Annotated in this window: 21 protein-coding genes and 1 pseudogene; 9 read left to right on the forward strand and 13 right to left on the reverse strand. The window is 73.1% G+C overall.

All coding sequences use genetic code 11. The features are described 5' to 3' along the window. Nucleotides 1–89: 89 nt before the first annotated feature. From fbaA to AB0G63_RS07415, 6 genes are all read right to left on the reverse strand, one after another. Entirely contained in the window at nt 90–1,112 is a 1,023-nt protein-coding gene (gene fbaA / locus AB0G63_RS07390) for a class II fructose-bisphosphate aldolase (RefSeq protein WP_360745659.1), read from the reverse strand. Nucleotides 1,113–1,279: 167 nt separating this feature from the next. Further along, nucleotides 1,280–1,828, reverse strand: coding sequence for an orotate phosphoribosyltransferase (pyrE, locus tag AB0G63_RS07395; protein WP_360745662.1), 549 nt, complete (start codon nt 1,826–1,828; stop codon nt 1,280–1,282). 10 nt (nt 1,829–1,838) lie between these two features. Further along, entirely contained in the window at nt 1,839–2,627 is a 789-nt protein-coding gene (locus tag AB0G63_RS07400; RefSeq protein ID WP_360745665.1) for an aldose 1-epimerase, read from the reverse strand. A 41-nt stretch (nt 2,628–2,668) separates the two neighbouring features. Next, on the reverse strand, nt 2,669–3,460 hold the full coding sequence (locus AB0G63_RS07405; RefSeq protein ID WP_360745668.1) for an SRPBCC domain-containing protein: 792 nt from the start codon (nt 3,458–3,460) through the stop codon (nt 2,669–2,671). A gap of 73 nt (nt 3,461–3,533) precedes the next feature. Then, nucleotides 3,534–4,238 carry a response regulator transcription factor gene (locus tag AB0G63_RS07410; protein ID WP_360745671.1) on the reverse strand — a complete coding sequence of 235 codons (705 nt, stop codon included), beginning with the start codon at nt 4,236–4,238 and terminating at the stop codon, nt 3,534–3,536. Further along, a complete protein-coding gene (locus AB0G63_RS07415) occupies nt 4,235–5,389 on the reverse strand; it encodes a sensor histidine kinase (RefSeq protein ID WP_360745674.1) in 1,155 nt (384 codons plus the stop codon). Before AB0G63_RS07415 ends, AB0G63_RS07410 begins: the two co-directional genes overlap by 4 nt. A 214-nt stretch (nt 5,390–5,603) precedes the next feature. Here AB0G63_RS07415 and AB0G63_RS07420 point away from each other — a divergent pair, with 214 nt between their 5' ends. Next, nucleotides 5,604–6,146, forward strand: coding sequence for a peptidoglycan-binding domain-containing protein (locus AB0G63_RS07420; protein WP_360745677.1), 543 nt, complete (start codon nt 5,604–5,606; stop codon nt 6,144–6,146). Nucleotides 6,147–6,252: 106 nt separating this feature from the next. Here AB0G63_RS07420 and AB0G63_RS07425 read toward each other — a convergent pair whose 3' ends face one another. Then, nucleotides 6,253–7,950, reverse strand: coding sequence for a polyamine aminopropyltransferase (locus AB0G63_RS07425; RefSeq protein ID WP_360745680.1), 1,698 nt, complete (start codon nt 7,948–7,950; stop codon nt 6,253–6,255). Nucleotides 7,951–8,060: 110 nt separating this feature from the next. After that, complete coding sequence (locus tag AB0G63_RS07430; RefSeq protein WP_360745683.1) at nt 8,061–8,618, reverse strand: DUF2617 family protein; 558 nt, start codon at nt 8,616–8,618, stop codon at nt 8,061–8,063. A gap of 450 nt (nt 8,619–9,068) precedes the next feature. On the opposite strand from AB0G63_RS07430, the gene AB0G63_RS07435 reads away from it, so the two are divergent. Beyond that, nucleotides 9,069–9,611, forward strand: a complete 543-nt coding sequence (locus AB0G63_RS07435; RefSeq protein WP_360745686.1) for a YbjN domain-containing protein — start codon at nt 9,069–9,071, stop codon at nt 9,609–9,611. A gap of 18 nt (nt 9,612–9,629) precedes the next feature. On the opposite strand, the gene AB0G63_RS07440 is transcribed toward AB0G63_RS07435, so the two are convergent. After that, nucleotides 9,630–10,751 (reverse strand): hypothetical protein, encoded by a 1,122-nt coding sequence (locus AB0G63_RS07440; protein ID WP_360745769.1) that lies wholly within the window; start codon nt 10,749–10,751, stop codon nt 9,630–9,632. A 212-nt stretch (nt 10,752–10,963) separates the two neighbouring features. On the opposite strand from AB0G63_RS07440, the gene AB0G63_RS07445 reads away from it, so the two are divergent. Further along, complete coding sequence (locus AB0G63_RS07445) at nt 10,964–11,518, forward strand: Uma2 family endonuclease (protein ID WP_360745689.1); 555 nt, start codon at nt 10,964–10,966, stop codon at nt 11,516–11,518. Here AB0G63_RS07445 and AB0G63_RS07450 read toward each other — a convergent pair. Next, nucleotides 11,515–12,705 carry a pyridoxal phosphate-dependent aminotransferase gene (locus AB0G63_RS07450; protein ID WP_360745692.1) on the reverse strand — a complete coding sequence of 397 codons (1,191 nt, stop codon included), beginning with the start codon at nt 12,703–12,705 and terminating at the stop codon, nt 11,515–11,517. The genes AB0G63_RS07445 and AB0G63_RS07450 overlap by 4 nt on opposite strands. 205 nt (nt 12,706–12,910) lie before the next feature. Between AB0G63_RS07450 and AB0G63_RS07455 the strand changes: the two genes are divergently transcribed. Beyond that, nucleotides 12,911–13,261, forward strand: a complete 351-nt coding sequence (locus AB0G63_RS07455; protein WP_360745695.1) for a hypothetical protein — start codon at nt 12,911–12,913, stop codon at nt 13,259–13,261. A gap of 38 nt (nt 13,262–13,299) precedes the next feature. Here AB0G63_RS07455 and AB0G63_RS07460 read toward each other — a convergent pair whose 3' ends face one another. Then, complete coding sequence (locus AB0G63_RS07460) at nt 13,300–13,938, reverse strand: response regulator transcription factor (RefSeq protein WP_360745698.1); 639 nt, start codon at nt 13,936–13,938, stop codon at nt 13,300–13,302. Then, nucleotides 13,935–15,149 carry a sensor histidine kinase gene (locus AB0G63_RS07465; RefSeq protein WP_360745701.1) on the reverse strand — a complete coding sequence of 405 codons (1,215 nt, stop codon included), beginning with the start codon at nt 15,147–15,149 and terminating at the stop codon, nt 13,935–13,937. Before AB0G63_RS07465 ends, AB0G63_RS07460 begins: the two co-directional genes overlap by 4 nt. A gap of 172 nt (nt 15,150–15,321) precedes the next feature. Here AB0G63_RS07465 and AB0G63_RS07470 point away from each other — a divergent pair, with 172 nt between their 5' ends. The 4 genes and pseudogenes from AB0G63_RS07470 to AB0G63_RS07485 form a co-directional block, all read left to right on the forward strand. Beyond that, nucleotides 15,322–16,410 carry an ABC transporter permease gene (locus AB0G63_RS07470; protein ID WP_360745704.1) on the forward strand — a complete coding sequence of 363 codons (1,089 nt, stop codon included), beginning with the start codon at nt 15,322–15,324 and terminating at the stop codon, nt 16,408–16,410. After that, nucleotides 16,407–17,090 (forward strand): ABC transporter ATP-binding protein, encoded by a 684-nt coding sequence (locus AB0G63_RS07475; protein ID WP_360745707.1) that lies wholly within the window; start codon nt 16,407–16,409, stop codon nt 17,088–17,090. Before AB0G63_RS07470 ends, AB0G63_RS07475 begins: the two co-directional genes overlap by 4 nt. Before the next feature lie 261 nt (nt 17,091–17,351). Next, entirely contained in the window at nt 17,352–17,642 is a 291-nt protein-coding gene (locus AB0G63_RS07480; RefSeq protein ID WP_360745710.1) for a hypothetical protein, read from the forward strand. 477 nt (nt 17,643–18,119) lie between these two features. After that, nucleotides 18,120–18,326, forward strand: a pseudogene (locus tag AB0G63_RS07485) (IS200/IS605 family accessory protein TnpB-related protein); the annotation flags it as partial. 6 nt (nt 18,327–18,332) lie between these two features. Here AB0G63_RS07485 and clpB read toward each other — a convergent pair. Beyond that, nucleotides 18,333–20,942, reverse strand: a complete 2,610-nt coding sequence (gene clpB, locus AB0G63_RS07490; protein WP_360745713.1) for an ATP-dependent chaperone ClpB — start codon at nt 20,940–20,942, stop codon at nt 18,333–18,335. Between the two features lie 127 nt (nt 20,943–21,069). On the opposite strand from clpB, the gene AB0G63_RS07495 reads away from it, so the two are divergent. Further along, nucleotides 21,070–21,492, forward strand: coding sequence for a TIGR03618 family F420-dependent PPOX class oxidoreductase (locus AB0G63_RS07495; protein WP_360745716.1), 423 nt, complete (start codon nt 21,070–21,072; stop codon nt 21,490–21,492). The last annotated feature ends 136 nt before the right edge of the window (nt 21,493–21,628 follow it).

Consider the following 21,628-nt stretch of genomic DNA (forward strand, 5'->3'; position numbering starts at 1 on the left):
CACGCCCCTCCCCCGGTGAGGCCGTCCGGGCGTGCAGGAGCCCGGCGCCGTGGACGGGCGCCGGGCTCCCGGGGAGGTACTACGAGCGGTTACTTGATCTTGGTGCCGGTGGAGCGCAGGTTGGCGCAGGCCTCGACGACGCGCGCCGCCATGCCGGCCTCGGCCAGCTTGCCCCAGGTGCGCGGGTCGTAGGTCTTCTTGGAGCCGACCTCGCCGTCGACCTTCAGGACGCCGTCGTAGTTGCGGAAGATGTGGTCCACGACCGGGCGCGTGAAGGCGTACTGGGTGTCCGTGTCGATGTTCATCTTCACGACGCCGTTCTCCAGCGCGGTCGCGATCTCCTGCTCGGTGGAGCCGGAGCCGCCGTGGAAGACGAAGTCGAACGGCGACGCCTTGCCGAACTTGGCGGCGACGCCGTCCGCCAGCTCCTTCAGCAGCTCCGGACGCAGCACCACGTTGCCCGGCTTGTACACGCCGTGCACGTTGCCGAAGGAGGCGGCCAGCAGGTAGCGGCCCTTCTCGCCCAGGCCCAGCGCCTCGGCGGTGCGGATCGCGTCGTCGACGGTGGTGTAGAGGGAGTCGTTGATCTCGTGGGAGACGCCGTCCTCCTCGCCGCCGGTCGGGGTGATCTCGACCTCGAGGATGATCTTCGCGGCGCGGGCGCGCTCCAGCAGTTCCTGGGCGATGGCCAGGTTGTCGGCGAGGGTCTCCGCGGAGCCGTCCCACATGTGGGACTGGAACAGCGGGTTCTGGCCGGCCCTGACCCGCTCCTCGGAGATCGCCAGCAGCGGACGCACGTACCCGTCGAGCTTGTCCTTGGGGCAGTGGTCGGTGTGCAGGGCCACCGTGACGTCGTACTTCTTGGCGACGATGTGCGCGAACTCGGCCAGGGCCACCGCGCCGGTGACCATGTCCTTGCTGTGCTGGCCGCCCAGGAACTCGGCGCCACCCGTGGAGATCTGGATGATGCCGTCGCTCTCCGCCTCCGCGAAACCGCGCAGGGCCGCGTGCAGGGTCTGGGAGGAGGTCACGTTGATGGCCGGGTAGGCGAACTTGCCTGCCTTCGCCCGGTCCAGCATCTCGTTGTAGACCTCGGGAGTTGCGATGGGCATGTGTCCGCTCCTTGACTGTGCGGGTTGCGTTCTGCGTACTACGGCCCTGACCTAGACCTAGGGGGTGACGTCGTCGTCGTCCCCATCTTTCCAGACATGAGCCGGTGATCCAGCCCCGGACGCCGGGCGCACCGGCCGGGCGCCACCGGGCGGGGCCGGTCCAGCCGTCAGTCCAGCCCCAGCTCGTTCTTGGAGTAGGCGAAGAGGTACGGGACGCCCGCGCCCTCCTGGATCTTCTCCGCGGCGCCGGTCGCCCGGTCGACGATCGTGGCGACGGCGACGACCTCGGCGCCCGCCTCACGCACCGCCTCGACCGCGGCCAGCGGGGAGCCGCCGGTGGTGGAGGTGTCCTCCACGACGAGGACCCGGCGGCCCGCGATGTCCGGGCCCTCCACGCGCCGCTGCAGACCGTGCGCCTTGGCCGCCTTGCGGACCACGAAGGCGTCCAGCCGCCTGCCGCGCGCGGCGGCCGCGTGCAGCATGGCGCCCGCGACCGGGTCGGCGCCCATGGTCAGGCCGCCCACCGCGTCGAAGTCGAGGTCCGCGGTCAGGTCCAGCAGCACCTGGCCGACCAGCGGGGCGGCCTCGCCGTCGAGGGTGACGCGGCGCAGGTCGACGTAGTAGTCGGCCTCCAGCCCCGACGACAGGGTCACCTTGCCGTGCACCACGGCCTTGTCCTTGATCTGCTGCAACAGCGCGGCTCTCACATCGCTCATGCCGGCCAGCTTAAGCGGGCCGCCAGGTCCAGGTGGTGGCGGCTTCCAGCGGCTGGAGCGGGGTGACCAGGCGGGGCAGGGTGTTCAGCCCGTTCGGCGGGCCGGTCTGCGGCTCGACGCAGACGGCGGCCTCCTGCTCGTCGTAGAGCACGACCCATTCCTCCCGGCTGGTCACCCTCAGCTCCAGCCGGCCGGGCCAGGTGAGGGTGACGTTGACGCCGCCGGGCATCCCGAAGCAGTCGTCCCACGGGCCCGGGCGCGGGTCGACGCGGTTGCCGGTGGGCAGGTGGTCGGGGCCGCGCTCCTCCTGCCAGGCGGGCGTGAAGCCGATGCGCACGTCCGCGCCGTCCAGGCTGCGGTTGAACCACGGGTGCCAGCCGATCTGGGCCGGGAAGGACGACTCGTACGTCTCGACGGACATGGTCAGCGTCAGGGCGTCGGGGGCGAGGGCGATCACCTGGGTGACGCGGCCGGGGTAGGGCCACGGCTCGGTCAGGTCGTAGGTGAGGACGGCTTCGTCCTCCGTGACGCGGGCGGTGCGCCAGGCGCCGTCGCGTGCGGTGCCGTGGATGGCGTTCGGCGGGGCGTTGAGCGGCATCTGGTGGACGGTGGCGCCGTCCCGGAACCGGCCGTCCCTGATCCGGCCGCACCAGGGGACCATCGGGAAACAGCCGTAGCGCTCGCCCTGGCGGAGCAGTTCCGTCCCGCCCACGCGCAGTCCCCCGACCCGGCCGCCGTTGGCCGGCTGCACGGTCACCTCCGCGTCGCCCGCGGTCAGCGTGATGTCGTCGTTGCTCACGACCACGACCCTACTGGGGTGATCGCGCCCCCGTAGGCGTCTCAGTGACGCCTGCGCAGCGCCCGGCCCAGCACGATGGCCGACGCCAGCACGACGGCCGCCGCGGGGGCCGCCCAGCGCAGGGCCGAGCCCTCGGTGACGGTCTGCGGGGCGGGCACGGGGGCGTAGCGGCCGCGGGGCGGCGCGTGGTCGACCTCCTCCGCGCTGCGGCCGATCATCGTCCGGCGGGCGTGGGCCGCCTCGGCGGGAGGCTCGGCGGCGTCGGCGAAGTCCTCGGACACGTCCGGCACGTCCGAGGCGGGCAGGGGGCGGTCCGCGTCCGTGTCCCCGGCCTCGTTCTCCTCGCCGTCCTCGTCGGGGGCGAGGGAGGGCGGCGGGACCTCGACGTCGAAGACGGACGGCCGCGGCTCCTCCTCCGCCGCGGCCAGGTTCTCCGCGAAACGGTTCAGCAGCCGGGTCACGGCGGCGGCGACCGACTCGGCCGGCAGTTCCGTGACGCGGCCGTCCGCGGCGGCCGTCCCCTCGAAGGACAGCGTCGAGCCGTCGTCCGCGTCCCGGACGCGGAGGGTGAGGGCGAGCTTGACCGAGCCGGTGCCGCGGCTCTCGGTTGCCTCGCCCTCGGCGGCGTAGGAACCGTCGTCCCGCGCGGTGACGCGCACGGAGCCGCGGTAGGTGACGGAGTGGCTGCCGACGCGCACCTTCAGCCGCCCGGCGACGAGCTCGCTGCCGGCGTCCTGCTGGAGCCCGGGAACCGCCCGGGCCACCTGCGCGGGATCAGCGAGGGCGTCCCTCAGCCGCTGGGCCGGAACCGGAACGAACACCTCATGCTCCATGGAAGCGGAGCCTACCCAGGAGGCCGGATCCTGCACCCCCGTCGAGCGAAAACGACCGCCCTCCAGGAGACCTCTAGGAGGCGCTCCCCGGCGTCACCAGACCCGTCTCGTAGGCCACGACGACCGCCTGCGCCCTGCTGGCCAGGCCCAGCTTGGTCATCGTGCGGTTGAGGTGGGTCTTGACCGTGGCCTCGCTGATGAACAGCCGGTCGGCGGCCTCCGCGTTGGTCAGGCCCCGGGCGACGAGCCGGAGCACCTCCTGTTCGCGCGCCGTGAGGGCGGCCAGGCCGGGCGTCGCCGCGCCGGGCGGGCCGTCGGCCGTGCGGGTGAACGCCTCCACCAGGCGCCGGGTGACGGCGGGGGCGAACAGGGCGTCGCCGCCGTGCACCGCGTTCACCGCCGCGAGGAGGCGTTCGGGCCCGGCGTCCTTCAGCAGGAAGCCGGAGGCGCCGGCGCGCAGGGCGCCGTAGACGTAGTCGTCGAGGTCGAAGGTGGTCAGGACGAGGACGCGCGGGGCCGGGTCGGACGCCTCGGCGAGGATGCGCCGGGTCGCCTCGATGCCGTTCGTGCCGGGCATGCGGATGTCCATCAGCACCACGTCGGGGCGGGTGTTCGCGGCCAGCGCGACCGCCTCCGCGCCGTCGGCGGCCTCGCCCACGACCTCCATGCCGGGGGCCGCGCGCAGCAGGGCGACCAGTCCGCTGCGCACCAGGAACTGGTCGTCGACGACGAGCACCCTGATCGGGCGGGCCTCGTCACCGGTCAAGGAGTCGGTCATTCCGCGACGGCGTCCCCACGGCGTGCGGTGCGTGCCGGCGTCGGCAGGGTCAGGTGCACGCCGAATCCCCCCTCGCTGCGCGGGCCGACGACGATCGTCCCGCCGTAGAGCTTGGCCCGCTCCCGCATCCCGATCAAGCCGTGGCCGCCCTGCTCGTTCGATGTGGCCGGATCCACCCCCCTCCCGTCGTCGGTGACCGACACCGTCACCTCGCCCGAGCGGTAGGCGAGTTCGACGCCGGCCCGGGCGCCGGGCGCGTGCTTGAGGACGTTGGTCAGGGCCTCCTGGACCACGCGGTAGAGGCAGAGCTGCACGCCGGGGGGCAGCGGCCGCGGCTCGCCCGTGACGCGGAGGTCCACCGGGACGCCGCCCGCGCGCACCCGGTCCACCATGTCGGCCAGCTGGTCCAGGCCGGGGGCGGGCCCGCGGTCGGCGCCCTGGACGCCGTCGGCGCGCAACAGGCCCAGCATGCGGCGCAATTCGGCCAGTGCCTCGCCGCTCGCGCCCTCGATGGTGTCGAGGGCCTCGCGCGCGGTGCGGGCGTCGGAGGTGAAGACGAAGCGGGCCAGGCCCGCCTGGACGTTGATGACGGCCATGTGGTGGGCGACGACGTCGTGCAGTTCGCGGGCGATGCGCACCCGCTCCTCGGCGACCTCGCGGCGGGCCCGTTCGGCCTGTTCGGCGCGCAGGTGCCGGGTCAGTTCGGCCGATCTGCGGGCGAGGTAGCCGAAGCGCCACAGCACCAGGGGCCAGGCGATGGCCTGGGCCACGACGGACGCCATGGAGCTGCCGTCGGTCACCAGCCCGGCGTAGATCCAGAGGCCGGCCATCAGCGCGGCGCAGGCCGCGGTGGTGCGGGTGGGGCGCAGGGACGCCACGGTGTAGAGGGCGAGCATGGGGCCGAAGGAGCCGACCACGGGCCAGTAACCGAGGGAGACGTAGCCGGCCATCACCGCGTGGACGAAGAGGCAGAGGGCCAGCGGGGCCCTGGTACGCCAGACGAGAGGCAGGTTGGCCAGGGCGATGAGCGTCCAGGCGAGCGGGTCGAGCGCGTCCCACCCCTGGGCGACGGCCTCCCTGCCGAGCAGGACGGCCACGGTGGTCAGGGCCGTGGCGATCAGGCCGTCGGCCACGAGGGGGCGGATCCGCATTGCCGCAGGGTAGCCGCGGGGTGCGGACGGGGCGTCAGTCTGCCGGGGTACCGCGGAAGTTGTAGGAACCGCGCGGTTACCGCGGGAGTTGGCCCGCGGATCCACCTTCGGCGGGATTCGGCCGGGGACCGCGGGCCCGTAGCTTCTCGGTGTGGGTCGCAAGGGGGGTGACCAACGGGGGAGCCCCGCCTTACGGCCGGAAGGGACATCTGACATGGCACTGCGTACGAAGGTCGTCTCGGTCGCCGTCGTCGCGGCCGTGGGCGGGGCTCTCGCCCTCACCGCCTCGCCGGCGTCGGCCAGCATCGCCCAGGGCTACGTCTCCGGAGCGGGCAACACGATGAACGACTGGGGCGACGAGGGCACCCTCTCCGCCTCCAGCCACTCGCACAGCAACGCCACCGCGCTGGTGCAGCAGATCCTGTGGGCCGAGGGCGTCAAGGAGCAGAACGGCACGGCGTTCGACTGGTCCGACATCGACGGGAAGTACGGCCCCAACACGACCTACGCGGTCAAGCAGCTCCAGAAGATGTTCAACCGCGACTTCGGGGCGGGTCTGACCGTGGACGGCAAGGCGGGCCCGAAGACGCTCGGCTTCGCCGACGTCTTCCTCGCCGACTGGGGCGACGGCACCGTCTCCTACGCCGGCGACAAGCACTCCGTGACGTTCAAGCGCAGCGGCGGCAAGTACCTGCTGAAGCTGAACAACAGCCGCGGCTGGAAGGTCGCCTCGTACAACACGCTGAACGTCGTCTGACCCACGACGGGGGGAGCGTGGGCGGTCCGTCCCTGTCCGGGGGGAGGGACGGACCGCCCACGCGCGCCGTCCTCGCTCGCGTGCCGACCTCACGCGCGCGTGCCGCTCAGTACGCGTACCGGGGGTGCACCAGCGTCGACGGGCGCAGGCCGCCGACCCGGGTGCGGGCCGCCGCCCGCGCGTCCGCCGCCAGGCGTGCGGGGGTGAGGGTGCGCGGGCGCGGGGCGCCGGGATCCAGGCCGAGCCGCGGTACCGTGCGGGCGGCCAGCACGAAGCCCCAGTCGCCCGGGGCGCGGGAGGCGCCGGTGGAGCGGTCCGGGGTGGAGCCGTCAGGGCCCGTGGAGCGGTCGGAGCCCGCGGAGCCGCCGGGGCCCGAGGTGAGGCCGGGGTCGGGGCCGACGACGCGGTAGGCGGCGGTGCGCAGTCCGGCGGCGCGGACCGTGGCGTCCACCGTCCAGAACACGCGCGGCCGGGTGGCGACCGGGCCGGCGTGGACCACCAGGCGGCCGCCGGGCGCGAGCACGCGGCGGGCCAGCCCGTAGAACTCCTGCGAGTACAGCTTGGTGCTCGCCGTGATGTCCGGGTCGGGCAGGTCGCAGATCACCACGTCGTACGCCGCCCGGGGCGCGCCGCGCAGGCGGCGGAAGGCGTCCGCGGTGCGCGCGTGCACGCGCGGATCGTCGTAGACGTGGCCGTTGAGGGCCGACAGGGCCGGGTCGTGGCGGGCCAGCCGCACGACGGCGGCGTCGGGTTCGACGACGTCCACCCGGCGCACGCCCGGATGGCGCAGCACCTCGCGCGCGGCCAGTCCGTCGCCGCCGCCGAGGACGAGCACGCGCGCGTGGGGGCCGTTCATCGCGGGGTGGACCAGTGCCTCGTGGTAGCGCCGCTCTTCGCGGCCGCCGGCACGCAGCCGGCCGTCGAGGAAGAGGGCGAGGGGGCGGCCGCGGGTGCCGCCGGTGAGGACGAGCTCCTGGCTGCCGGTCCGCAGGGCCACCCGCACGTCGTCGCCGTACACCGCGTGCCGGGCGGCGGTCTCGAAGTCGCCGACGAGTACGGCCGCGGAGGCGAGGACGCCCAGCACGGCGACGTTGGCGGCCAGCAGCAGCCGGCGGGCGCGGCGGCTGAGGTCGCCGCGGAACAGACCGAGGACCAGGGCGCCGCCGGCGACGGCGTTGACCGTGCCGGTGATCAGGGCGCCGGTCAGCTGGCCCAGCAGCGGCAGCAGCAGGAACGGAAAGGCCAGGCCGCCGACGAGGGCGCCGACGTAGTCGGCGGCGAACAGGTCGGCGACCGCGCCGCCCGGGTCCTGCCGCCGGATGCGCTGGATCAGCTCCATCAGCAGCGGGACCTCGGCGCCGATCAGCAGGCCGATGGTGAGGGAGAAGGCGACCAGGAGGCAGCGGGGTCCGCTCGCCCACAGCCCGCCCCAGGCACCGGTCCAGGCGAAGACGGCGTACAGCGCCATCGCGCTGCAGCCGCCGACGAGCGCGAGCACGGCCTCGATCGCGCCGAAGCCGGCCGCGGCGTGCCGGCGCAGTCTCTTCGCCGCGAGCGAGCCGACGCCCATCGCAAAGACCATGACCGACAGCACGACGGACGCCTGGGTGACCGAGTCCCCGGTCAGGTACGAGGCGAGGGCGACGAGTTCGAGTTCGTACACGAGCCCGCAGGCCGCGCAGACGAAGGCGCACGCCAGGACCAGGAACCGTCCCGTCCGCGGCGGGACGGGCAGCCGCGCCGGCGCCGCCCAGGGGAGCGGCAGCGGGCGGCGGGGCGGGGCCGGGGCGTGCTGTTCGATCACGACTGCGACGTTACGTCACGGAGCGGTCACGTTTTGTCACCCACACGTGTGGAACCACCGTCCGCCGGGATTCACACGTTCGCGTCAGCCCTTCGCGTCAGCCCTTCGCGTCAGGCCCAGGACGGGCTGCGGTCGGCGCGGCGGGCGGCGAGCCGGGCGGCCGGTGTCGGCACCCCGACCCGGGTCCGGGTCGCCACCAGTTGCCCGTCCTGCGGATAGGCGTGCCAGGTCCGCCAGTGCACCTGCCCCTCGTGGTGGTGGGCGAGCATCGCGGTGAACGCGTGCGGACTGCCCGGGAAGACGCCGGCGAGGCCGTGCGGGTGGTCGGAGACCAGGGCGAGCAACTCCTGGGCGCGGCCCGCGAAGGAGCCGGGCGAGAGAACCTCGACCCGGGCGGCGAACTCGTACTCCCAGTCGTCGACGCGCTTGGCGACGCCCAGCGGCAGCGGAGTGCTGCTGCCCGCGATGCAGGCGACCGTCTCCGAGCAGGTGCCCCGCGCCTCCTCCAGGAGCACCTGGTGCGACGCGCCGAGCAGCCGCAACTGCAGCTTGGCGCCCGTGAGTTCGAGATCGAGTGTGGCCAGCGCCGGAAGCGGCTCGCGCCCCAGGGCCCAGGCGAGGTCGGCCGCGGACGTGTCGGTGTAGGCGGTGTTCAGGGTCGTGAGCATGGATCGGCTCCGCAAGCACGCAAACAAGGAGGTCTGGGTCCGGCGCACGCCGGCCGGCACCGGAAGACCGGACCGGCCGGCCCGGTCGGGACGTCGGGAGGATGTGCACGGGACGTCCGAGGGCCGCGTTGGTGTTTTAGAGGGAATCACGAACTGTGGCGCCGCCACAGCGTTTTTACCCAACTTCGTGGCGTTTCCATCCCTGAGAGGGCTGCACAGCTCAACTGTTCAACCATGGCGCGCGCCGGAGCGCGCGAGGAGCGCGCCCGCGGACCCCGCGCGGCGGCCCGAGCGCCGGGGGCCCGAGCGCCGGGCCCGGCAACCTTGCCCGCTGGGCGGCGCCGCCCGCCAGGCAAGGTTGCCGGTCACGTGCCAAGAGAGAGAGGGTGGGCAGTACGTCTGGTCTCAGCGACGACCGGACGAGCCAGACGACCGCAGGAGTGTCCAAGTATGTCCATCGACCCGTCCTCGATTCCGAACTTCGGGGGCCAGCCCGAGCCGCAGAACCAGGGACCGGCGGGCCCCGTCATCCCGGATCAGGACCTCGTGAAGCAGCTCCTCGACCAGATGGAGCTCAAGTACGTCGTCGACGAAGAGGGTGACCTCGCCGCTCCGTGGGAGCAGTTCCGCACGTACTTCATGTTCCGCGGCGAGGGCGACCAGCAGGTCTTCTCGGTGCGGACGTTCTACGACCGGCCGCACGGCATCGAGGAGAAGGCCCAGCTGCTGGAGTCCATCGACGACTGGAACCGCCGGACCCTTTGGCCCAAGGTCTACAGCCACACCCACGACGACGGCACCGTCCGCCTGATCGGCGAGGCGCAGATGCTGATCGGCACCGGCGTCAGCCTGGAGCACTTCGTCTCCTCCACGGTCAGCTGGGTGCGGGCCGCCATCGAGTTCGACCGGTGGCTCGTGGAGCAGCTCGGCCTCGAGCAGGAGATCGACGACGCGGACGAGCCCGGGGACGAGCCCGGGGACGACGCGGAGTAGTCCTCCCGCCACCTAGCCCTACAGGGGCACCCGGGCCAGTACCACCAGGTACGCCCCGTAGCCGAACGAGAGCCCGGCCAGGGCGCCGACCACCACGGTCGCGTGCCACGGCCGGGCTCTCGCCGTGCGGGCCAGGGCCCGGGCGAGCGGCAGCAGCAGCGGGAAGGCCGGCAGCAGGAAGCGGGGCTTGGACTCGAAGAAGCCCGAGCCGCCGAACGCGATCAGCAGCAGGACGCCTGCGTACACCAGCAGCGGCAGCGGGGCGCGGTCGGCCAGCAGGAGGGCGTACAGCACGGCCGCCGCCGCGACGGTCAGCAGCGCCACGGGGAAGACGAAGCGGTCGCCGTGCAGCAGCAGGTGCCGCACGAACCGCAGCGAGCCGCGCCCCAGGTCGAAACGGGAGCCCCACAGCCGCTGGATGCGGAAGTAGCCGCCGGGCACGTCGCCCGTGCGCAGGCCGGCCCACAGCACGTACGCCGTCCAGCCGAGCGGCGCGAGCGCGGCGCCCGTCCACAGCCTGTGGACGGATCTCCCGCGCCGCCGCCACGCCTCGTGCCCCGCGGCGGCCAGCACCGCCGCCGCGACCGCCAGTCCGTTGGGCCTCGACAGCCCGGCGAGGGCGGCCAGCGCCCCCGCCCACACCCAGCGCCCGGTGAGCACCGCGTACAGCGACCAGGCGGCGAACGCGGTGAGCACGGGTTCGGTGTACGCCATCGTCAGCACCACCGAGTGCGGCAGCAGGCCCCACAGCAGCACCAGCACGGTGGCCGGCGTCCGGCCGTACAGCCGGTCGCCGAGCGCGTGGATGCCGCCCGCGGCCACGACCGCCGCCAGCCACGACACCGCCAGCCCGGCCGCGCCCCAGCCGAGCGGGCTGACGGCGGTCACGGCCCGCACGAGCGCCGGGTAGAGCGGGAAGAACGCCAGGTCGCTCTGGACGGTGCCGTCGCCGAAGTACAGGGTGCGGCCGTACCCGTGGGCGGCGATCCCCAGGTACCACGCCGAGTCCCAGGACCGTCCGAGCAGTGCGAGCGGCTGCTGCCCGGTCGCCCGCGCGGCGAGCGCCAGCACGGCGACGCCGAGCAGCCGGGCGGCGGCGAACAGGCCGACGGCACCGGCCAGCGCCGCCGCCGTCGGCAGGTGGGCGCGGCCCCGGGCGCCGGGCCGGGCGACGGACGGGCGGGCGAGCGTGCTGGCGTGGGTCACACCGGCACAGTGCAGCCCGCCCGCGAGCCCCGCGACCGGTGTGCGTCCGGCCGGGTACGCCCCCGCCCGCCCGGCACGGCGACGTGACGGCCCCGGGCCGCGCCCCTCTCCGTCGTATCGTGACCGCACACGGGGAGGAGCCGTCCATGAGCGTCGACGCGATCGTGCACACCGAGTTCCCCAAGGGATACACGGTCCTGTTCGGGGCCGACGGCAAGGTGATCATGACTCCGCGGAGTTTCGAGCACTCCAGCACGATCAAGTCGATGCAGTACGACACGATCGTCTCGCTCGGACGCCACGCAAAGATCACCTCCGACGTCTGCATCGACTTCCCCGCCGACGAGAACTCGGCCCCCGATCTGGCGATCCTTCGCGAGGACGCCCGCCGGGAGGGCAAGCGCTACGGCTTCGAGGACGTCCTGCTGATCTCGGAGGTCGTCTCGACCTCCTCCGCGCGCCAGGACTACGACGGCTGCACCGCGAAGTACGGCCGCTACGGCATCCCCGTCTACCTGGTCGTGGACCCCTACGCCCAGGAAGTCGTCGTCCACACGCAGCCGACCACCACCGGTAACATCGCGGCGCACACCCACAGGTACGGCACGGGCAAGCTCCCCATCCCGCTGGCCGACGGCCGCACCTTCACCCTCGACCTCGACGAGCTCCCGCGCCCGGAGCCCGAGACGGACGCCCGCTAACCTCCGAGGCCCATGAGTCGCTCCACGGCTTCTTCGAGAACCTCGGTGCGTTTGCAGAACGCGAAGCGGACGAACGGGGCTCCCGCCTCGCGGTGGTCGTAGAAGACGGCGTTGGGGATGGCGACGACACCGGCCCGCTCCGGCAGGGCGCGGCAGAAGGCGAAGCCGTCCTTCTCGCCGAGGGGACGGATGTCGGTGGTGATGAAGTAGGTCCCGGCGGGCCTGAACACCTGGAACCCGGCCTTGGTCAGCCCGGCCGCCAGCAGGTCCCGCTTGGCGAGCAGGTCCGCGCGGAACGCGGCGAAGTAGGCGTCCGGCAGCGCCAGCGCCTCGGCGACGGCGTACTGGAACGGCCCGGAGGCGACGTAGGTCAGGAACTGCTTGGCCGAGCGGACGGCGGCGACCAGGCCGGGGGCCGCGGTCACCCAGCCGACCTTCCAGCCGGTGAAGGAGAAGGTCTTGCCGGCCGATCCGATGGTCACCGTCCGCTCCCGCATGCCGGGGAAACCGGCCAGCGGCAGGTGTTCGGCGTCGTCGAAGACCAGGTGCTCGTAGACCTCGTCGGTCACCACGAGGAGGTCCCGCTCGACGGCCAGCTCGGCGATCGCGGCGAGTTCCTCGCGGGTGAGGACGGTGCCGGTGGGGTTGTGCGGGGTGTTGATCAGCAGCAGGCGGGTGCGGCCGGTGACGGCGGCGCGCAGTTCGTCCAGGTCCAGCCGGAAGCTTCCCTCGTGCGGGTGCAGGGTGACCGGCACGCGGGTGCCGCCCGCCATCGCGATGCAGGCGGCGTAGGAGTCGTAGTACGGCTCGAGGGCGATCACCTCGTCGCCGGGCTCCAGGAGGGCGAGCAGCGAGGCGGCGATGGCCTCCGTGGCGCCCGCCGTGACCAGGACCTCGGTGTCGGGGTCGTAGGCCAGCCCGTACCGCCGCTGCTGGTGGGCGGCGACGGCGGCGCGCAGCTCGGGGACGCCCGGGCCGGGCGGGTACTGGTTGCCGCGGCCGTCGCGCAGCGCCCGTACGGCCGCCTCGCGGATCTCCTCGGGGCCGTCCGTGTCGGGGAAGCCCTGGCCCAGGTTGATGGCCCCGGTCCGCAGGGCGAGCGCCGACATCTCGGCGAAGATCGTCGTCCCGAACTCGGCGAGCCGGCGGTTGAGCGGCGGGCGGGTGGTGGAGGTCATGCCGGTCATCGTGCGCCGAAGCCGCGGATTTCCTCAACCTGCCGTCTCCTCCGGGCGAGCCGCGGCGGGGCCCCGGCCCGGCGCGGATCACCGGGCACCCGGCGCGGATCACCGAGCACCTGACGCCCGCCGCCGAGCACTTGGCGTGAATCGCCAACGACAGAACCGCCGTTCACCGGCAGCCTGGACACAGACCAGCGAAGGGGGAAACACCATGCTCATCCGACGCTCACTCGCCGTCGCCGCCGTCGCGGCCGCGCTCGGCACCGGGCTCGCCGCCACCCCGGCCGCCGCCGGGGACAGCGCCGCCGGCCCCGGCGGCGGCGACGTCTCCGCCGCCGCGTGGACCCGGACCACCTCACTCGGGGGTCCGATCAGGACGTGCTACAAGGCCAGTTGCGACGTGGTCATCCAGACCTACTCCGGTGAGTCGCTGTACTGGGACCACAGCGCCCGCAATCCGGCCGGAAACCTCTGGTACTACGTCCGGTACACGGCCGGCAACGGCACCCCGCACGACTTCTACGGCTGGATCTATTGCGGCAACGTCACCGCTCCCTGCTGAACCCGCGCCACCGCTCCGGGCGTCCGTGCGAGCTCGGGTCAGCGGCGGATGAGGCCGAGGTCGGTGGCGGTGGCGACGGCGGCGGTGCGTGAGTCGACGTCGAGCTTGGCGTAGATGCGGGCCAGGTGGGACTTGACCGTTCCCTCGGTCAGGTGGAGGCGGTCGCCGATGGCCTGGTTGGAAAGGCCGTCGGCGACCAGGGCGAGGACTTCGGTCTCCCGCCGGGTCAGGGCGGCGCCCGGCGCGCGCAGCCGGTTCATCAGCCGGTCGGCGACCGTGGGCGCCAACGTGGTGCGTCCGGCTGCCGCGGTGCGTACGGCGGCGGCCAGGTCCTCGGGCGAGGCGTCCTTGAGGAGGTAGCCGGTGGCGCCGGCCTCGATGGCGGGCAGGGTGTCGGCGTCGGAGTCGTAGGTGGTGACGATCAGCACCCGGGGGGCTCCCGGCCGGGCGGTGATCCGGGCGGTGGCCTCGGCCCCGCCCATGCCCTTCCCGAACTGCAGATCCATCAGCACGACGTCGATGTCGCCCTCGGCGGCGCGGGTGACGGCGTCCTCGGCGGTGGCGGCTTCGGCCATGACGACGAGGCCGGGTTCGGTCTCCAGCACGGCGCGCAGCCCGGCCCGTACCACGGGGTGGTCGTCGGCCAGGAGCAGGCGGATGGGGGCGCTGTCGGTCACGGGCGGACCTCGGTCTCGGCCGGCGGGGCGAGGGGCAGCCGGGCGGCCAGGGCGGTGCCGTGGCCGGGGGCGGATTCGATGGTGAGGGTACCTCCGAGGGCCTGGACACGGGCGCGCATGGCGGCCAGTCCGAACCCGCCGGCCTCGGGGTCGGGAGCGGGCAGGCGGGCAGGGTCGAAGCCCCGGCCGTCGTCGACGACGTCGAGGGCGACATGGTCACCGACGTAGCGGAGGGTCACGTCCGCGGTGGTGGCCTCGGCGTGGTGAACGGTGTTGGCCAGGGCGGACTGGGCGATGCGCAGCAGCGCGACCTCGTGGGCGGTGGTGAGCGGGGCGGGGTCGCCGGTGAGGTGGAAGCGCGCGGTGAGCCGGTGCCGGGCGGACGTGGTGGTGCACAGTCGTTCCAGGGCGCCGGCCAGGGTGGTGCCTTCCAGCGTGGGCGGGGTGAGGGCCGCGACGAAGCGGCGGGCCTCGGCGAGGTTGTCGACGGCGGCCTGCCGTGCCTGGTCGACGTAGCGGGCTGCGTTCTGCGGCGCCTCGGGCAGTGCTCGTTCGGCGGCGCACAGCAGCAGTTGGATGCTGGACAGGCCCTGGGCGAGGGTGTCGTGGATCTCGCGGGCCAGGCGGTCGCGTTCGGCCAGTACGCCGGCGGTGTGCTGGGCGGCGGCCAGGTCGGCGCGGGTGGCGGTGAGCTCCTCGATCAGCCGGCGGCGGTCTTCGCTCTCCCGGTACAGGGCCTGGTACCCCCACACCACCGCGACCGCCACGGCGGCGCCGAGCGCGGGGCCGATGGCCATGGCGGGGCTGAAGGAGTGCTGGTGGGCCGCGAAGCCCGCGACGGCCGCGGCGGCGGTGGCGGCCACGGCCGCCAGTCCGGCGCGGCGGGGCAGCAGGTGCAGCTGGAGGAAGTACAGCGGGAAGGCCACCCACACGGCGTCGGGAGAAAGCGCGAGCACCGTCAGCCAGCAGATGCCCACGGCGGCCAGCCACAGCGCGGCGGCCCGCCGCGAGCCGCCGACGCCCGGCAGCGTGGGTCCGACCGCGTACACCAGGCCGCACGCCGCCGACGCGGCGACGATCCACCCGGCGTGGGGCCGGCCGTCGGCCACGGCCCGTCCGGCGGCCAGCGCGAGCAGGCCGATGATCAGCAGGTGCAGGCACCAGGCCAGGGCCCGGGTGGTCGGGGTCAGGGCGGGGGCGGCGGTGTTCACAGTGCGTCCCAGGTTACGAAGGCCGGCCACTGGCGGCCTCCATCGAAAGTTAGCAGCCGTGCGCCGTCTTTCGGCCCGCCAAGTGCGGTCCTGCGCCGGACGCGCGCACAGGGGGCCGGCGGCGACGGTGGAGTCGTACCGATTCCGCCGCCGGAAAGGACAGGCCGAGGCCGTGTTCGTCGCCTGGAGAGACCTGAAGTTCGCCAAGGGGCGCTTCGCCCTGATGGGGACCGTCATCGTGCTGATCACCCTGCTGGTCGGGCTGCTGTCCGGGCTGACGGCCGGACTGGGGCAGCAGAACATCTCCGCGATCACGTCCCTGCCCGCCGACAGGATCGCCTTCCAGGCGCCCACCGGCGGGCAGGACCTGTCGTATTCCAGCTCCACCGTCACCGAGCGGCAGTGGCAGCGGTGGTCCGGGGCGCCCGGCGTCGAGAACGCCGAGCCGCTGGGGATCACCACGACCAGGGCCACCGCCGGGGACCGGAGCACCGGGGTCTCGGTCTTCGGCGTCGAGCCCGGCTCCCGCCTCGCCCCGGCCGGCGACAAGATCACCGACAGCGCGGTGGTGCTGTCCACCGCGGCCGCCGCCGGCCTCGGCGTGCGGGCCGGCGACTCCCTCACCCTGGCAGGCCGGCGGCTGACGGTGGCCGCGGTCGAGGGCGACGCCCACTTCAGCCACACCCCGGTGATCTGGACCGGTCTGGACACCTGGCGGAGGACCGCGCCGCCCGCCGGCGGCGGGCAGGGCCCGTGGGCCACCGTCATCGCACTGAACACCACCTCCGAGGCCGATGTGACCGCCCTCGACCACCAGGCCGGCACAAGAACGGTCACCACCGAGGACTCGCTGTCCGCGATCGGCTCCTACACGTCCGAGAACGGCTCCCTGCAGCTGATGCGCGGCTTCCTGTTCGCCATCTCCGCCCTGGTCATCGGGGCCTTCTTCACCGTCTGGACCATCCAGCGCAGCGGCGACGTAGCCGTCCTCAAGGCGCTGGGCGCCTCCACCGCGGGCCTGCTCGAGGACGCCCTCGGCCAGGCCGTCGTCCTGCTCACCGGCGGCACCCTGATCGGCACCGGCATGGCCGCCGCCCTCGGCGCCCTGGTGTCCGGCAGCGCCGTGCCCTTCCTCCTCACCCCCGCCACGGTGCTGGTCCCGGCCGCCGTGATCGTCCTCCTCGGCGTGCTCGGCGCCGCCCTGTCCATCCGCCGTATCACCTCCGTCGACCCGCTGACCGCCCTGGGGAGCGCCCGATGAGCCTGAGCCTGACCGACGTCACCCTCACCTACCCCGACGGCGACGCCCGCCTGACCGCCCTCGACCACGTCACCCTCGACGTGCCCCAGGGCAGCCTGACCGCCGTGGTCGGCCCCTCCGGCTCCGGCAAGTCCAGCCTCCTCGCCGTCGCCGCCACCCTGATCACCCCCGACACCGGCACCGTCACCGTCGACGGCCGGACCACCACCGGCCTCAGCCGCGGCGAACTCGCCGAACTGCGCCGCCACAAGATCGGCATCGTCTTCCAGCAGCCCAACTTGCTGCCCTCCCTCACCGCCGTCGAACAACTCCAGGTCATGGCCCGGATCGACGGCCGCAAACCCCGCACCGCCCACACCCGGGCGATGGAACTCCTCGACGCCGTCGGTCTCGCCGACCGGGCCGGCCGCCGTCCCCACCAGCTCTCCGGCGGCCAGCGCCAGCGCGTCAACATCGCCCGCGCCCTGATGAACGACCCCACCGTCCTCCTGGTCGACGAACCCACCAGCGCCCTCGACCACGAACGGGGCGCCGCCGTCATCGGCCTCATCACCCGCCTCACCCACCAGCGGGCCACCGCCACCGTCCTGGTCACCCACGACCGCACCCACCTCACCGCCGTCGACCGGATCGCCGAAGTCCAGGACGGACGCCTGCGCATTCCGGCCGCGAACCTCTAGAACGCGCGATCCGCGCGCACCGGCAGCGCACCGATCCGCGAACTGTTCCCGTTCGGCTTCGGCATGGCCTTCGGCATCCTGCTGGACACCTTCCTCATCAGACCGTTCCTCGTGACTGAGCAAGAGCGATTAAGGCGCCGAGGCTCAGAATTCGCTCAACTCTGCTTTGGCCGGCGGCCGGGCCGGGCATCCCCCGGGCACGCACCACGGCGAGGCACCCACGGGGGGCTGCTTCGGGGGAATCGAGAGGACGGTGACGCCATGACCGGCATCATCGTGATCGCCGGGATCGTCTTCGTGGCGGTCCTCGTCAGCGCGGCACGCAGGGGCGGCCGGGTCCGGTCGGTCCGCGGGTCGGGCGGACGCCCGTACGGCGGGGACAGCAGCTGGTGGGCCGGCGGGGGCGACAGCGGCAGCGGCTCGAACGGCGGGCACCACGGGGGCCACCACGGGGGTCACTCCTGCGGTGGCGGCCATTCGTGCGGCGGCGGTTCGTCCTGCGGGGGCGGTTCGTCGTGCGGCGGGGGCGGCGGATGCGGTGGAGGCAGCTGACACGGGGCAGCTGAGCTCCCGCAGGGGGAGCCGCATCCGTCCTGCCCACTCCGTCGCCGGGGTCCTCCGGGAGCCCGGCGACGGACACGGACGGGCCCGTCACCCACCGGGGTGACGGGCCCGAGCCGTGCGGGGGTTGTGGACTGCTGGTGGCTGACTGCGCACAGGTGCCATCTGGCGCGCGTGAGTGAGTGTCCGGGCTGTGGCACGTGCATCCCCCTGGGCGGGAACGGAGGTTCTTCAGTCGAATGTGTGACCTTTGCCGGTGGTGGTCGTTGAGGGTGGTGACGGGCTTTTGGCCGGCGTGGGTGTGAGGGTGATCGGGGGTGGGTGGGTTGCGGGAGTTGGCGGCGCCGTTCGTCGTCCCCGGTCCGTCGGGTGTGGCGGTCCGCGACCGGCTCAAGCACCTGACCGCCGAGGACGAGCGGGTCCTTCGTCTGGTCGGTGACCATCTGGGCACGCTCGCCTCGAGGGACCCGGAGCGATCGTCGTGGGCATCGGACCGGCCAGGCCGGACACGGTGACCGAGGGCGTGAGGGAACCCGCCCCCGCATTCCCGGACCACGCACACGATGCGTGCCACCGGACGCGGAGCGAACGCGGGCGACCAGGACACCCAACACCGTTAGGGATGTCCGCAGTGACCAGGTTTGGGTCCAAGACTCACTCCTGCTCACTGACTAGGAACGGTTACAGCGTCTTGCCGGCCTTCTCACCGGTCGCCGGTCCCACCAGGAGACCGTCGCCGAAGGAGTCGACGCGGACGGTGTCGCCGTCCTTGACCTCGCCGGCCAGGATCTCCTTGGCCAGCCGGTCACCGATGGCGGTCTGGATCAGGCGGCGCAGCGGCCGGGCGCCGTACGCCGGGTCCAGGCCCTCCGTGGCGAGCCAGGACAGGGCCTCGCCGCTGACCTCCAGGGTCAGCCGCCGCTCGGTGAGCCGCTTGGCCAGGCGGTCGATCTGGAGCTTCGCGATGCGCTCCAGCTCCGGCTTGGTCAGCGCCGAGAAGACGACCAGGTCGTCGAGCCGGTTGAGGAACTCCGGCTTGAAGGAGGCCCGCACGACCTCCAGGACCTGCTCCTTCTTCTCCTCCTCCGAGCTGATCGGGTCGACCAGGAACTGGCTGCCCAGGTTCGAGGTCAGCACCAGAATGGCGTTGCGGAAGTCGACCGTGCGGCCCTGACCGTCCGTCAGGCGGCCGTCGTCCAGCACCTGCAGCAGCACGTCGAAGACCTCGGGGTGGGCCTTCTCGACCTCGTCGAGCAGCACGACGGTGTACGGGCGGCGGCGGACCGCCTCGGTGAGCTGGCCGCCCTCCTCGTAGCCGACGTACCCGGGCGGGGCGCCGACCAGCCGGGCCACGCTGTGCTTCTCGCCGTACTCCGACATGTCGATGCGGACCATGGCCCGCTCGTCGTCGAAGAGGAAGTCGGCGAGCGCCTTGGCGAGTTCGGTCTTGCCGACGCCGGTGGGGCCCAGGAAGAGGAACGAGCCGGTCGGGCGGTCGGGGTCGGCGATGCCGGCCCGGGAGCGGCGCACCGCGTCGGACACCGCGCGCACCGCCTCCTCCTGGCCGATCAGGCGCTTGCCCAGCTCCTCCTCCATGCGCAGCAGCTTCTGCGTCTCGCCCTCCAGCAGCCGGCCGGCGGGGATGCCGGTCCAGGCGGCGACGACGTCCGCGATGTCGTCGGAGCCGACCTCCTCCTTGACCATGGTGTCCTTGGCGGCCTCCTCCTCGGCCTGGGAGGCGGCCTGCAGGTCCCGTTCGAGGGTCGGGATCTCGCCGTACAGCAGCTTGGAGGCGGTGTCGAAGTCGCCGTCGCGCTGGGCGCGTTCGGCCTGGCCGCGCAGGTCGTCGAGCCGCTCCTTCAGCTCGCCGACGCGGTTGAGGGACTGCTTCTCCTTCTCCCAGCGGGCGGTCAGGCCGCGCAGCTCCTCCTCCTTGTCGGCGAGGTCGCGGCGCAGCTTCTCCAGGCGCTCGCGCGAGGCCGGGTCGGTCTCCTTGCCGATCGCCAGCTCCTCCATGCGCAACCGGTCGACGGCGCGCTGGAGTTCGTCGATCTCGACGGGCGAGGAGTCGATCTCCATGCGCAGCCGGGAGGCCGCCTCGTCGACGAGGTCGATGGCCTTGTCGGGCAGGAAGCGGGAGGTGATGTACCGGTCGGACAGGGTGGCGGCGGCGACCAGCGCGCTGTCCGCGATCTGCACCTTGTGGTGGGCCTCGTAGCGGCCCTTGAGCCCGCGCAGGATCGCGATGGTGTCCTCGACCGTCGGCTCGGCGACCAGCACCTGCTGGAAGCGGCGCTCCAGCGCCGGGTCCTTCTCGATGCGCTCGCGGTACTCGTCGAGGGTGGTGGCGCCGACCATCCGCAGCTCGCCGCGCGCCAGCATCGGCTTGAGCATGTTGCCGGCGTCCATCGCGGAGTCGCCGCCCGCTCCCGCGCCCACGACGGTGTGCAGCTCGTCGATGAAGGTGATGATCTGCCCGTCGGAGTCCTTGATCTCGGCCAGGACGGCCTTCAGGCGCTCCTCGAACTCACCGCGGTACTTGGCCCCGGCGACCATCGCGCCCAGGTCCAGCGCGACGAGCCGCTTGTCCTTCAGGGACTCGGGCACGTCGCCCTTGACGATCCGCTGGGCGAGCCCCTCGACGACGGCGGTCTTGCCGACGCCGGGCTCGCCGATGAGGACCGGGTTGTTCTTCGTACGGCGCGACAGCACCTGCACCACGCGGCGGATCTCCTGGTCCCGGCCGATCACCGGGTCGAGCTTCCCCTCCCGCGCCGCGGCGGTGAAGTCGGTGCCGAACTTCTCCAGGGCCTTGTACTGGCCCTCCGGGTCTGCGGTGGTCACCCTGCGTCCTCCCCTCGCCTTCTTGAAGGCGTCCGACAGCTTCTTCGCACTGGCCCCCTGGCCGGTGAGCACGTCCCCGGCCGCGCCGCCCTTCGCGGCGATGCCGATGAGCAGGTGCTCGGTGGACAGGTACTCGTCCCCGAGGTCCCTGGCCCGCTCGGACGCGTCCGCGATCACGGCGAGCAGTTCCCGGTTGGGCTGCGGCGGGGCGACGGTGGACCCCGTCACGCTGGGCAGCCCGGCGAGGATCTTCTCCGCGCCGGCCCGCACCGCCGCCTGGTCGGCCTCGACGGCCGCCAGCAGGTCGGTGATGTTCTCGTTCTCCTGCCCCTGGAGCAGAGCCAGCAGCAGGTGGGCGGGTGTGAGGTCGGGGTGCCCCTCCGTCACGGCCCGGTTGCCGGCCGCGTTGATGGCGTCCCGGCTCCGGTTGGTCAGCTCGGCGTCCACGTTCGCTTTCTCCTCCTGGCGTCAGCTGTCGCCACGTCTCCCAGTGCTGACTCGGTCAACGTCTACAAAGTTGAGTCTATTCCACTCAAGGGGGTGTCCGGGAGACCCGAGTGGTTAAGTTCCGGCCATGACCTCGTACCCGCAGGATCCGGGCGCTCCCGACGCGCCGTACCTCAGCTTCTGGCGCGAGCGGCACCTGTGCACGCTGACGACGCCCCGCCCCGACGGCAGCCCGCACGTGGTGCCGGTCTGCGTGACGTACGATCCCGGGGCACGGCTGGCCCGGGTGATCACGAGCGGGACGAGCGCGAAGGTGCGCAATGTACTGGCGGCCGGCCCGGAGGGGGCACGGGTGGCCGTGTGCCAGGTGGACGGGCGGCGCTGGGCGACGCTGGAGGGCCGGGCCTTCGTACGGACCGAGCCGGAGCGGGTCGCGGAGGCGGAGCGGCGTTTCGCCGAGCGCTACGAGCGGGCGCCGAGGCCGAATCCGGCGCGCGTGGTGATCGAGATCGAGCTGACGCGGGCGATGGGGAACGCGGGCCGCGACTGACTGTTTTCGGCCACAAGTCGGCCCCTTCCAAACCCGGCGGTACCGGGAGAAGTGCCGAAAACTGCAGCGGCGTCACCGTGTGACACGGCGATCAGCGCGCGGGTGGCCCGCCTGTACCAGGACGCGGTGGTGGTGA

This window comes from Streptomyces sp. NPDC020996 (assembly GCF_040641355.1).
Lineage (GTDB): Bacteria > Actinomycetota > Actinomycetes > Streptomycetales > Streptomycetaceae > Streptomyces.